Source organism: Pseudonocardia oroxyli (assembly GCF_900102195.1).
GTDB classification, from domain to species: domain Bacteria; phylum Actinomycetota; class Actinomycetes; order Mycobacteriales; family Pseudonocardiaceae; genus Pseudonocardia; species Pseudonocardia oroxyli.
Genome location: NZ_FNBE01000006.1, coordinates 153,156 through 165,603, shown reverse-complemented (window position 1 = coordinate 165,603; position 12,448 = coordinate 153,156). Strand labels below are relative to the sequence as shown.

General features: G+C 70.6%; 13 protein-coding genes. All 13 read left to right on the top strand.

All coding sequences use genetic code 11. The features are described from left to right. Window positions 1-26: 26 nt before the first annotated feature. Window positions 27-800: a F0F1 ATP synthase subunit A gene (gene atpB, locus BLS43_RS11290; protein ID WP_093082648.1), complete on the top strand. Its 774-nt coding sequence runs from the start codon at window positions 27-29 to the stop codon at window positions 798-800. Window positions 801-866: 66 nt separating this feature from the next. Continuing rightward, window positions 867-1,082 carry an ATP synthase F0 subunit C gene (gene atpE, locus BLS43_RS11285; protein WP_218129788.1) on the top strand — a complete coding sequence of 72 codons (216 nt, stop codon included), beginning with the start codon at window positions 867-869 and terminating at the stop codon, window positions 1,080-1,082. Window positions 1,083-1,122: 40 nt separating this feature from the next. After that, window positions 1,123-1,650, top strand: coding sequence for a F0F1 ATP synthase subunit B (locus BLS43_RS11280; RefSeq protein WP_093082021.1), 528 nt, complete (start codon window positions 1,123-1,125; stop codon window positions 1,648-1,650). Next, entirely contained in the window at window positions 1,650-2,480 is an 831-nt protein-coding gene (locus tag BLS43_RS11275; RefSeq protein ID WP_093082017.1) for a F0F1 ATP synthase subunit delta, read from the top strand. Before BLS43_RS11280 ends, BLS43_RS11275 begins: the two co-directional genes overlap by 1 nt. Window positions 2,481-2,512: 32 nt before the next feature. Beyond that, entirely contained in the window at window positions 2,513-4,159 is a 1,647-nt protein-coding gene (gene atpA, locus BLS43_RS11270; RefSeq protein ID WP_093082012.1) for a F0F1 ATP synthase subunit alpha, read from the top strand. A gap of 13 nt (window positions 4,160-4,172) precedes the next feature. Continuing rightward, window positions 4,173-5,138 carry a F0F1 ATP synthase subunit gamma gene (locus tag BLS43_RS11265; RefSeq protein ID WP_093082008.1) on the top strand — a complete coding sequence of 322 codons (966 nt, stop codon included), beginning with the start codon at window positions 4,173-4,175 and terminating at the stop codon, window positions 5,136-5,138. Beyond that, on the top strand, window positions 5,138-6,571 hold the full coding sequence (gene atpD / locus BLS43_RS11260) for a F0F1 ATP synthase subunit beta (RefSeq protein WP_093082003.1): 1,434 nt from the start codon (window positions 5,138-5,140) through the stop codon (window positions 6,569-6,571). Before BLS43_RS11265 ends, atpD begins: the two co-directional genes overlap by 1 nt. Before the next feature lie 7 nt (window positions 6,572-6,578). Next, window positions 6,579-6,965, top strand: coding sequence for a F0F1 ATP synthase subunit epsilon (locus BLS43_RS11255; RefSeq protein ID WP_093082000.1), 387 nt, complete (start codon window positions 6,579-6,581; stop codon window positions 6,963-6,965). 21 nt (window positions 6,966-6,986) lie between these two features. Continuing rightward, window positions 6,987-7,412, top strand: coding sequence for a DUF2550 domain-containing protein (locus BLS43_RS11250; RefSeq protein WP_237193030.1), 426 nt, complete (start codon window positions 6,987-6,989; stop codon window positions 7,410-7,412). A gap of 9 nt (window positions 7,413-7,421) precedes the next feature. Further along, a complete protein-coding gene (locus BLS43_RS11245; protein ID WP_093081997.1) occupies window positions 7,422-8,003 on the top strand; it encodes a cob(I)yrinic acid a,c-diamide adenosyltransferase in 582 nt (193 codons plus the stop codon). A gap of 25 nt (window positions 8,004-8,028) precedes the next feature. Then, on the top strand, window positions 8,029-9,300 hold the full coding sequence (murA, locus tag BLS43_RS11240) for a UDP-N-acetylglucosamine 1-carboxyvinyltransferase (protein ID WP_093081994.1): 1,272 nt from the start codon (window positions 8,029-8,031) through the stop codon (window positions 9,298-9,300). A 116-nt stretch (window positions 9,301-9,416) separates the two neighbouring features. Continuing rightward, window positions 9,417-10,292 carry a DUF1206 domain-containing protein gene (locus BLS43_RS11235; RefSeq protein ID WP_093081990.1) on the top strand — a complete coding sequence of 292 codons (876 nt, stop codon included), beginning with the start codon at window positions 9,417-9,419 and terminating at the stop codon, window positions 10,290-10,292. A gap of 143 nt (window positions 10,293-10,435) precedes the next feature. Next, a complete protein-coding gene (locus BLS43_RS11230; protein WP_093081985.1) occupies window positions 10,436-12,427 on the top strand; it encodes a protein meaA in 1,992 nt (663 codons plus the stop codon). Window positions 12,428-12,448 lie beyond the last annotated feature (21 nt).

Below are 12,448 nucleotides of genomic sequence, written 5' to 3'. Positions count from 1 at the left end.
GGAACCGAAAGGAGCATTGGGTGACCATGACGGCCACCGCCCCGGCCCCGGGTTTCGAGGCGCCCGGGGTCGACGCCTTCCAGCTTCCGGCCCTCTTCGGGTCCGTCACGAAGCCGGTTCTGCAGCTCGTGCTCGCGGCGATCATCATCGTCGTGCTGTTCCGGGTCGCGACCAGCCGGATGCAGCTGGTGCCGAGCAAGGGCCAGTTCCTCGGCGAGTCCTTCCACGGGATCGTCCGCAACTCGATCGCCCGGGACATGATCGGGCCGGAGTTCCTGAAGTACGTCCCGTTCCTGACCGCGCTGTTCGCGTTCGTGCTGGTGAACAACCTGTTCGGGATCATCCCGATCCTGCAGTTCCCCACGTTCAGCCACCCGGGCGTGCCCTACGCGCTGGCCGGGCTGGTCTGGCTGGTGTTCACCTACGCCGGCATCCGGCACCACGGCTTCGGCGGGTACATGCGGATCTCCACCTGGCCGCCGGACGTGCCGTGGTGGGTGCGCATCATCCTCACGCCGATCGAGTTCCTGTCGAACATCATCCTGCGGCCGGTCACCCTGTCGCTGCGACTGTTCGGCAACATGTTCGCCGGCCACCTCCTGCTGGTGCTGTTCATCCTCGGTGGCGAGTACATGCTCGTCGTCGCGGACAGCATCCTGCTGAAGGTCCTCTCGCCCTTCGCCTTCGCGATGGGCCTCGTCTTCACCTTCTTCGAGGCCTTCATCCAGGTCGTGCAGGCCTACATCTTCGTGATGCTCACGGCGTCGTACATCGGCACCGTGCTCGCGGACGACCACTAGTCGCCCCCCAGACCCTCGTCAGCCCGCGGAGCCGTCCGCGGACATCTCGAAAGGAAAGCGGTCACCGTGAACATCGTCGGTAACCTCAACACCATCGGTTACGGCCTCTCGGCCATCGGCCCCGGTATCGGTGTCGGCATCGTCTTCGCCGCCTTCATCAACGGCGTGGCGCGCCAGCCGGAGGCCCGCGGCCAGCTGCAGGGCATCGCGTTCATCGGCTTCGCCCTCTCCGAGGCGCTCGCCATCCTGGGCCTGGTGCTCGCGTTCGCGCTCGGTGCCTGATCGACCCCTTCCCGGGTCGTAGGCGGAGGAGCACACACCCATGATTCTGGCTGCTGAGGGGGAGCTGCACCCCATCTGGCCGCACACCGTCGAGATCATCGTCGGTCTGATCGCCTTCGCGCTCCTGCTGTGGGTGCTGGCGAAAGCGGGCCTGCCCACGCTCAACAAGTCCTACGCGGCGAAGACCGAGTCGATCCGCACCGGGTTGGCGCGGGCCGAGGAGGCCGAGGCGGAGGCCGAGGAGCTCAAGAAGAGCGCCCAGAGCCGGCTGGACGGCGTGCGGGACGAGACCGCCCGCATCCGAGACGACGCCCGGGCCGAGGCGCAGCAGATCAAGGCCGAGCTCCGGACCGAGGCCGAGGAGGAGGCCGCGCGCATCCGCGCGCAGGCCGACCAGCAGGCCACGGCCCAGCGTGAGGCCGCGCAGCGTTCGCTGCGCGGGGAGATCGGCGGCCTGTCCGCCGACCTCGCCGAGCGTCTCCTCGGCGCCGAGCTGGCCGACCCGGCCCGCCGGTCGGCCACCGTGGACGGCTTCTTGGCCGACCTGGACGGGATGGGGGCGCGCTGATGGCACTGGTTCTGGCGGCCACGAGCCGCGAGGCCCTGGACGCGGTGTCGACGAGCTTCGAGCAGCGGCTCGCGCCGCTCGCGGCGGGCGACCGGCAGAAGCTGGGCGAGGAGCTGTACGCGGTCACGCGGCTGCTCGTCGCCGAGCGGGCGCTGCGGCGGGCCTTCTCGGACCCGGCGACGAGCGGCGAGCAGCGCGCGTCCCTGGCGTCGAGCGTGCTCGGCGGCAAGGTCTCCGCGGCCACCCTGGACACGGTCACCGACCTCGTCGAGGCCCGCTGGTCCCACCCGATCGACCTGGTCGAGGGCACCGAGTCGCTCGCCCGCACGGCGTTGCTGGCCGCGGCCGAGAAGCAGCGCGCCCTCGACGACGTCGAGGACCAGCTGTTCCGGTTCGGCCGGATCCTGGAGCGCGAGCCGGAGCTGACCACCCTGCTGGCGGACACCGACGTGCCCGCCGACAAGCGGGTCGAGCTGCTCGACGCGGTGCTCGGCACCAAGGTCTACCCCGTCACCTCCGCGCTCCTGCGGGACCTGGTCCGCACCCCGCGGGCCCGGCACCTGGACGTCGCGGCCGAGGAGCTCGCCGAGCTCGCCGCCGCCCGGCGCAGCCGGTCCGTCGCCTACGTGCGCACGGCCGTGGCGCTGACCGCGGCGCAGGAACAGCAGCTCACCGCCTCCCTCACCCGGATCTACGGGCGGGAGATCGCGCTGCAGACCGAGCTCGACGAGAGCCTGCTCGGCGGCATGGTCATCCGGGTCGGCGACGAGGTCATCGACGGAAGCGTGAGCGGCAAGCTCGCCGCCGCCCGTCGGGCCATCCCGAGCTGACACCTCACGAGAAGAAGGAACAGACGACTGCCATGACAGAGCTGACGATCTCCCCGGAGGAGATCCGGAGCGCGATTGCCGGCTACGTCTCGTCGCTGGAGACCGGCACGGCCCGTGAAGAGGTCGGGACCGTCTCGGACACCGGTGACGGCATCGCCCACGTCGAGGGCCTGCCCTCGGCGATGACCAACGAGCTCCTCGAGTTCGACGGCGGGGTGCGCGGCGTCGCGCTGAACCTGGACGCGCGCGAGATCGGCGCGGTCATCCTCGGCGACTACGCCGGCATCGAGGAGGGCCAGTCCGTGAAGCGGACCGGCGAGATCCTCTCGGTGCCCGTGGGCGAGGCCTTCCTCGGCCGCGTGATCGACCCGCTGGGCAACCCCATCGACGGGCTCGGCGACATCGAGGCCGAGACGCGCCGCATCCTCGAGCTGCAGGCCGCGGGCGTGATGGACCGCCAGGAGGTCCGCGAGCCGCTGCAGACCGGCATCAAGGCCATCGACGCCATGACGCCGATCGGCCGGGGCCAGCGCCAGCTGATCATCGGTGACCGCAAGACGGGCAAGACCGCCGTCTGCGTCGACACGATCATCAACCAGAAGCAGAACTGGGAGTCGGGCGACCCGACGAAGCAGGTCCGCTGCATCTACGTCGCCGTCGGCCAGAAGGGCTCGACGATCGCCGGTGTCCGGCAGTCGCTCGAGGACGCGGGCGCGCTGGAGTACACGACGATCGTCGCGGCCCCGGCCTCCGACCCGGCAGGCTTCAAGTGGCTCGCCCCCTACACCGGGTCGTCGCTGGGCCAGCACTGGATGTACCAGGGCAAGCACGTCCTGATCGTCTTCGACGACCTGTCCAAGCAGGCCGAGGCCTACCGCGCGATCTCGCTGCTGCTGCGCCGCCCGCCGGGCCGCGAGGCCTACCCGGGTGACGTCTTCTACTTGCACTCCCGCCTGCTGGAGCGCTGCGCCAAGCTCAACAAGGAGCTCGGCAGCGGCTCGATGACCGGCCTGCCGATCATCGAGACCAAGGCGAACGACGTGTCGGCCTACATCCCGACGAATGTCATCTCCATCACCGACGGCCAGGTCTTCCTGGAGTCGGACCTGTTCAACCAGGGTGTCCGGCCGGCCATCAACGTCGGCATCTCGGTCTCCCGGGTCGGCGGGTCGGCGCAGATCAAGGCCATGCGGGCGGTGTCCGGCTCGCTGCGGCTGGACCTGTCGCAGTACCGCGAGCTCGAGGCCTTCGCGGCCTTCGGCTCGGACCTCGACGCGGCCTCGGCCGCGGCGCTGGGTCGCGGCGAGCGCCTCGTCGAGCTGCTGAAGCAGGCGCAGTACGCGCCGTTCGCGGTCGAGGAGGAGGTCGTCTCCATCTGGCTGGGCACCACCGGCCAGCTGGACTCGGTCCCGGTCGCGGACGTGGCCCGGTTCGAGTCGGACTTCCTCGCGCACGTGCGGCGCAACCACGAGGGCGTCTTCGCGGAGATCCGGGACACCGGGCTGCTCAAGGACGAGAACGTCGAGCGGCTGCAGGGCATCGTGGACGACTTCAAGAAGGACTTCACCGCGTCTGACGGCTCGTCGGTCGTCAAGGAGGCCAAGGCGGAGGCCCTCGAGGCCGACGAGGTCGACCAGGAGACGGTGAAGGTCAACAAGCCGGCGCCGGCTTCGAGCTGACGGGTAGGGACCCATGGCGGCACAGATCCGTGTGCTGCGGCGGCGGATCAGGTCGACGCAGTCCATCAAGAAGATCACTCGGGCGATGGAGCTCATCGCGACCTCGCGGATCGCGAAGGCCCGCGCCCGGGTGGAGGAGGCGAAGCCGTACGCCGAGCAGATGACGGCGGTCCTCACCGAGCTGGCCTCCAACTCGGCGCTGGACCACCCGCTGCTCGTCGAGCGGCCGAACGCCAAGCGCGCCGCGGTGCTGGTCGTGACCAGTGACCGCGGCCAGTGCGGTGGCTACAACGCCAACGTGCTCAAGGAGGCCGAGCAGCTCCAGTCGCTCCTGCGCGAGCAGGGCAAGGAGCCGGTGCTCTACGTGATCGGGCGCAAGGGCGTGAGCTACTACCGCTTCCGCAGGCGCCCGGTCGCGGCGAGCTGGACGGGCTTCTCCGAGCAGCCGAGCTACGAGGACGCCGCGGTGGCGGCGCGCGAGCTCGTGACCGCGTTCATGGCGGGGCAGGACGACGCGGAGGGCAACGCGGACGGCGTCGAGGGCGTCGACGAGCTGCACCTCGTGTACACGCAGTTCAAGAACATGGTCACCCAGCTGCCGCAGGCGCGGCGGATGGCGCCCATGGAGGTCGAGTACGCCGACGAGGTGGACACGGTGGCCGGGGAGGCCGAGCCCATCCGGTCGGACCCGAACGACGTCAAGCAGCTGTACGAGTTCGAGCCCAGCGCGGACGTGCTGTTCGACGCGCTGCTGCCGAAGTACATCGGGGCGCGGCTGTTCGCGGCCCTGTTGGAGTCGGCGGCGAGCGAGTCGGCGAACCGGCAGCGGGCCATGAAGGCCGCGACGGACAACGCGAACGAGTTGATCCGTACTCTGACACTGGAGGCCAACCAGGCCCGCCAGGCACAGATCACCCAGGAGATCAGCGAGATCGTCGGTGGCGCCGACGCTCTTGTGACCGCAGGAAGTGAGAGCTGATGACCGCCACTGCTGATTCCGCGACCCAGACCAGGGTTGGCCGGGTCGTCCGGGTCACGGGCCCGGTCGTCGACGTCGAGTTCCCGCGCAACCAGGTGCCGGAGCTCTACAACGCCCTCACCGTGGAGATCGAGTTCGGTGAGCTGTCCAAGACGCTGACCCTGGAGATCGCCCAGCACCTGGGCGACAACCTGGTCCGCGCCATCTCCATGCAGCCGACGGACGGCCTCGTCCGCGGCCAGGAGGTCAAGGACCTCGGCCGTCCGATCTCGGTCCCCGTGGGCGACCAGGTCAAGGGCCACGTGTTCAACGCGCTCGGCGACTGCCTGGACGACAAGGACTTCACGCCGACCGGTGAGCTCTGGGGCATCCACCGCAAGGCGCCGAACTTCGACCAGCTCGAGGGTCGCACCGAGATGCTGGAGACCGGCATCAAGGTCATCGACCTGCTCACCCCGTACGTGCAGGGTGGGAAGATCGGCCTGTTCGGCGGCGCCGGCGTCGGCAAGACGGTGCTCATCCAGGAGATGATCACCCGTGTCGCCAAGAACTTCGGTGGTACGTCGGTGTTCGCCGGGGTCGGCGAGCGCACCCGTGAGGGCAACGACCTCATCACGGAGATGACCGAGTCCGGCGTCATCAACGACACCGCGCTCGTCTTCGGCCAGATGGACGAGCCTCCGGGCACGCGTATGCGCGTCGCCCTGTCGGCCCTGACCATGGCCGAGTACTTCCGTGACGAGCAGAACCAGGACGTGCTGCTCTTCATCGACAACATCTTCCGGTTCACCCAGGCCGGGTCCGAGGTCTCCACGCTGCTCGGCCGCATGCCGTCCGCCGTCGGTTACCAGCCGACGCTGGCGGACGAGATGGGCGAGCTTCAGGAGCGCATCACCTCCACGCGCGGCCGCTCGATCACCTCGATGCAGGCGATCTACGTCCCCGCGGACGACTACACCGACCCGGCCCCGGCGACGACCTTCGCCCACCTGGACGCGACGACGGAGCTCTCCCGCCCCATCTCGCAGAAGGGCATCTACCCGGCGGTCGACCCGCTGACCTCGACCTCGCGGATCCTGGACCCGCAGTACATCGGCGACGAGCACTTCCGCGTCGCCAACGAGGTCAAGCGGATCCTGCAGAAGTACAACGACCTGCAGGACATCATCGCCATCCTGGGTATCGACGAGCTGTCCGAGGAGGACAAGCAGCTCGTCGGCCGGGCGCGGCGCATCGAGCGCTTCCTGTCGCAGAACCTGCTGGTCGCCGAGCAGTTCACCGGCCAGCCGGGGTCGACGGTCCCGCTCAAGGAGACCATCGAGGCCTTCGACAAGATCGCCAAGGGCGAGTTCGACGACGTGCCCGAGCAGGCGTTCTTCCTCTGCGGTGGCCTCGAGGACCTCGACAAGAACCGCAAGAAGCTCGAGGGCTGATCGTCTGATGGCAGAGATGACCGTGGAGCTGGTCGCGGTCGAGCGGCGCCTCTGGTCGGGCAAGGCGAGCTTCGTGCTCGCCCGCACGACCGAGGGTGAGCTGGGCATCATGCCCGGCCACGAGCCGACGCTCGCGCAGCTCGAGGAGGCGGGCGTCGTCCGGATCGACCCGGTCGACGGCCCGTCGCTGACCGTCGCCGTGCACGGCGGGTTCCTCTCGATCGGGCCGGAGACGGTCTCGATCCTGGCGGAGTTCGCCGAGCAGGCGGACGAGATCGACGTCAAGCGTGCGCAGGCGGCGCTGTCCCGTGCGACCGGGGACGAGCCGGACGAGGTGGCGGCCCGCAAGCGGGCCGAGGTGCGGCTCAAAGCCGCGGAATCCGCCTCGGCGTAGGTCTGGAGAGCACGAGCACCTGTGGCCGAGACCGTGGCGATCATCGTCGGTGTGGTCCTGGTGCTCGTGTGTCTCGCCCTCGGCTGGCTCGCCGTGCGGCGGGTGCGACTCATGCGTGGCGGCGGCGTGGACCTGTGTCTGCGCCGCCGTTTCGCGGTCACCGACTGGCACTTCGGTGTCGGTCGCTACCGCGGCGACGAGTTCGCCTGGTACCGGCTCACCAGCTTCCGGGTGGGGCCCACGGTGGCCATCGACCGGAACGACCTCGAGATCGTCGACCGGCGCGCGCCGCTGCCCGGGGAGTCCTTCGCCATCCCGTACGCGACGTCCGTCATCCGGTGCCGGGACGACGCCCACGAGGTCGAGCTGGCGATGAGCGCGGACGTCCTGACCGGCTTCCTCTCCTGGCTCGAAGCGGCGCCCCCGGGGTACCGGCAGGCCAGTTAGGCTCGGCTCATGGCCGTGCACCTCACCAGGATCTACACCAAGACCGGGGACTCCGGGACGACCGCGCTCGGGGACTTCTCGCGGGTGTCGAAGACCGATGTGCGGCTCGCGGCGTACGCCGACACGGACGAGTGCAACGCCGCCGTCGGGGTGGCGGTGACCGTCGGGCAGCTGGACGAGCGGCTGCTGGTGCCGCTGCGGCAGGTGCAGAACGACCTGTTCGACGTCGGCGCGGACCTGTGTGCGCCGATCGTCCCGGACCCGGAGTACCCGCCGCTGCGGGTCGAGGAGCGCTACATCACCCGGCTCGAGGGCTGGTGCGACGAGTTCAACGAGGGCCTGCCGAAGCTCTCGTCGTTCATCCTCCCCGGTGGCACGCCCGGCGCGGCGTATCTCCACGTGGCGCGCACAGTGGCCCGTCGGGCGGAACGCAGCGTCTGGGCGCTCCTGGAGCAGGACGCCGAACGGACCAACCCGCTCACCGCCAAGTACCTCAACCGGCTCTCTGACCTGCTCTTCATCCTCGGTCGCTGTGCGAATCCGGACGGTGACGTGCTGTGGCAGCCGGGCGGCCCCGAGTCGGGGCGCTGAGTCCGAACCGCTACCGTCGCTGTTCGTGACGGAGCATTTCGCGGTGCGGGGCGGGGCCCGGCTCTCGGGCGTCGTCGACGTCGTCGGGGCGAAGAACAGCGTGCTGAAGCTGATGGCGGCGGCGCTGCTGGCCGAGGGCACGACCACCCTCACGAACTGCCCGGAGATCCTGGACGTGCCGCTGATGGCGGACGTCCTGCGCAGCCTCGGCTGCACGGTCGCGATCGACGGCGGCACGGTGACGATCGACGTGCCCGCCGAGCCGGGCAGCCAGGCCGACTACCGGCCGGTGTCCAAGCTGCGGGCCTCGGTCTGTGTGCTCGGCCCGCTCGTCGCGCGCTGCCGCAAGGCCATCGTCCCGCTGCCCGGCGGGGACGCCATCGGCTCGCGCCCGCTGGACATGCACGCCAACGGCCTGCGCAAGCTGGGCGCGACCACCGAGATCGAGCACGGCCGCGTCGTCGCGCAGGCGGACGACCTGCACGGCGCCCAGATCTGGCTGGACTTCCCCAGCGTGGGCGCCACCGAGAACATCCTGATGGCGGCGGTGCTCGCCACGGGCACCACGGTGATCGACAACGCCGCCCGCGAGCCCGAGATCGTGGACCTGTGCGTGATGCTCCAGCAGATGGGCGCCCGGCTCGAGGGCGTGGGCTCGTCCACGCTGACCGTGCACGGCGTGTCCTCGCTGCAGCCCACCGAGCACCGCGTCATCGGGGACCGGATCGTCGGGGCGACCTGGGCCTTCGCCGCCTGCATGACCCGCGGCGAGGTCACCGTGCGGGGCGTGGACCCGCACCACATCGACCTGGTGCTGGACAAACTGCGCAGCGCGGGCGCCGAGACGACGGTCGGCGAGCAGGAGTTCTCGGTGGCGATGGGCGGGCGGCGTCCCCAGGCCGTCGACTTCGTGACGCTGCCCTACCCCGGGTTCGCCACGGACCTGCAGCCGATGGCGATCGCGCTGACCGCAGTCGCCGAGGGCACCTCGATGATCACGGAGAACGTCTTCGAGGCGCGGTTCCGCTTCGTCGACGAGATGGTCCGCCTGGGTGCGGACGCCCGCACCGACGGCCACCACGCCGTCGTCCGGGGGGTGGAGCGGCTCTCCAGCGCCCCGGTCTGGGCCAGCGACATCCGCGCCGGTGCGGGCCTGGTGCTGGCCGGACTCTGCGCCGAGGGCACCACCGAGGTCTGGGACGTCGACCACATCGACCGCGGCTACCCCCGCTTCGTCGAGAACCTGCGTGGCCTGGGCGCGGACATCGAGCGCGTGGCGGCCGACCCCGCCCGGTAGGGGTGCCCCGATCGTGTGATCGGCGCGCGGACGCAGGGTGACGACGGAGGGTTCGAGGGCGCCGATAAGGGGCATACCTCTCCCGGGTCGGGGGGCCGACCGGCTACGGAGGAACCATGTCCACATCGACGTCGGGCAGCCTGGGCGACCGGGCTCGCAGCGCCGCACGCTCTGTCCGGGACGCCGCTCCGAGCGGCGGGAGCGCTCGGCGCGCCGGGCGCAGCGAGCCCGTCCGCAAGGGCGCCCGGGTCGGGATCGCCGCGAACGGGGTGCTGCACCTGCTGATCGCCTGGCTGGCGCTGCAGGTGGCGTTCGGCGGCGGTGGGCAGGCGGACCAGAGCGGCGCGGTGTCGACCATCGCGCAGCAGCCCTTCGGCCGCGTCCTGTTGTGGGTGCTCTTCATCGGGTTCGTGTGCGTGGTGCTGTGGCGGATCACCTCCGCGATCTGGGGGTTCGGCTACGTCGACGACGAGAAGAAGAAGCTGGTCAAGCGCCTGACCAGCGCCGGGCAGGCCGTGGTCTACGCCGGTCTCGCCGTGCTGACCGCCTCCGCGGCGGTCCACGGCGGCGCGCAGGGCGGCGGCGGGGGGCAGGCCACCGCGGGTGTGCTCGGCCTGCCGGGCGGTCAGGTCATCGTCGGGATCGTCGGCGTCGGCGTGGTGATCGGCGCCGGGGTCATGGCCTGGCACGGTGCGAAGAAGAAGTTCACCGAGGACCAGGACCTCGGTGGGGCGGACCGGCGGGCCCGGATGCTCGACGAGCGCCTCGGCCAGGTCGGCTTCGTCGCGAAGGGCGTGGCGATCGGGGTGCTGGGGGTGCTGATCGTCTCCGCGGCGGTGCGCTTCGACCCGAACGAGGCCAACGGCATGGACTCCGCGCTGAGGACGCTCGCGGCGCAGCCCTTCGGGGTGGTCATCCTGACCGTCGTGGCCCTGGGCATCGCGGCGTACGGGATCTTCTGTTTCTTCGACGCCCGGTACCACCGGGTCTGACGGAGGCCTGATCGGTTTGCCGGGCAGGGCGCGTACTATCTCACACGGCAGGTGTGGCGGGCGCTACCGGCCAGTACGCTCTGCTCGATGGTCGGCTCCGCAAGCTTCGCCTCCGGGGCTGTTCTTCGACGTGGAGGTGTCCGGTGCCGTACCCGACCGATCGTGAGCGCGACCGCCCGTGGGTGATCAGGACCTACGCGGGCCACTCGTCCGCCGAGAAGTCGAACGCGCTGTACCGGCGCAACCTCGAGAAGGGCCAGACGGGCCTCTCGGTGGCCTTCGACCTGCCCACCCAGACCGGCTACGACCCGGACGACGAGCTGGCCAAGGGTGAGGTCGGCAAGGTCGGCGTGCCGGTCAGCCACATCGGCGACATGCGCACGCTGTTCGACGGCATCCCGATCGCCGAGGCCAACACCTCGATGACGATCAACGCGCCCGCGATGTGGCTGCTCGCCCTGTACGTGGCGGTCGCGGAGGAGCAGGGCGCGGACCGGGCGACGCTCGCCGGCACCACCCAGAACGACATCATCAAGGAGTACCTCTCCCGCGGGACCTACGTCTTCCCGCCGGCCCCGAGCCTGCGCCTGATCACCGACATGGTGGCCTGGTCGGTCACCGAGATCCCCAAGTGGAACCCGATCAACATCTGCAGCTACCACCTGCAGGAGGCCGGGGCCACCCCCGCCCAGGAGCTCGCGTACGCGCTGTCCACCGCGATCGCGGTGCTGGACTCGGTGCGCGACTCCGGCCAGGTGCCGCCGGAGCGGTTCGGGGACGTCGTCGGCCGGATCTCGTTCTTCGTCAACGCCGGGCTGCGGTTCGTCGAGGAGATGTGCAAGCTCCGCGCCCTGGCGCGCATGTGGGACCGGATCACCCTGGAGCGCTACGGCGTCGAGAACCCCAAGCAGCGCCGCATGCGCTACGGGGTCCAGGTCAACTCGCTGGGGCTCACCGAGGCCCAGCCGGAGAACAACGTCCAGCGCATCGTGCTGGAGATGCTCGCCGTCACCCTGTCCAAGGACGCCCGCGCCCGCGCGATCCAGCTGCCCGCGTGGAACGAGGCGCTCGGCCTGCCGCGGCCCTGGGACCAGCAGTGGGCGCTGCGCATGCAGCAGGTGCTCGCCTACGAGACCGACCTGCTCGAGTACGAGGACATCTTCGAGGGCTCGGTCGTGATCGAGGCCAAGGTGACCGAGCTCGTCGAGGCCGCCCAGGCCGAGATCGACCGGGTGCAGGAGATGGGCGGCGCGGTCGCGGCCGTCGAGAACGGCTACATGAAGGGCGAGCTGGTCACCGCGCTGGCCGAGCGCCGCAGGCGGATCGAGTCCGGGGACGACGTCGTCGTCGGCGTCAACAGGTTCCAGACCACCGAGCCGAGCCCGCTGCAGGGCGACGCGGCGGCGATCGAGACCGTCGACCCGGCCACGGAGGCCGCGGCCGTCGCGGCGATCCGCGAGTGGCGGGCCGCCCGCGACCAGTCCGCGGTGGACGAGGCCCTGCGGCGGCTGCAGGACGCCGCCAAGACGGACGAGAACCTCATGCAGGTCTCCGTCGACTGCGCCAAGGCGGGCGTGACGACGGGGGAGTGGGCCGGGGCGCTGCGCGCGGTGTTCGGGGAGTTCCGGGCGCCGACCGGGGTGTCGGCGGCGGTCGCAGGCGGGGAGGCCGCGGTGGAGATCGCGGAGGTGCGGGAGCGGGTCCGCGCGACGGGCGAGGAGCTCGGCACGCGCCTGCGGATGCTGGTCGGCAAGCCCGGCCTCGACGGGCACTCCAACGGTGCCGAACAGGTCGCCGTGCGGGCCCGGGACGTCGGGTTCGAGGTCGTGTACCAGGGCATCCGGCTCACCCCCGCGCAGATCGTGGCGGCGGCGGTGCAGGAGGGCGTGCACGTCGTGGGGCTGTCGATCCTGTCCGGCTCGCACCTCGAGGTCGTCCCCGCGGTGGTCGACGGGCTGCGCGCCCAGGGTGCGGACGACGTCCCGGTGATCGTCGGCGGGATCATCCCCGCCGAGGACGCGAAGGCGCTCAAGGAGAAGGGCGTCGCCGCGGTCTTCACGCCGAAGGACTACCAGCTCACCGAGATGATGGACGAGATCGTCACGCTCGTCCGCGAGGTGCACGGGCTGGGGTGAGGCTCGGGCCGTGCCGCTCGG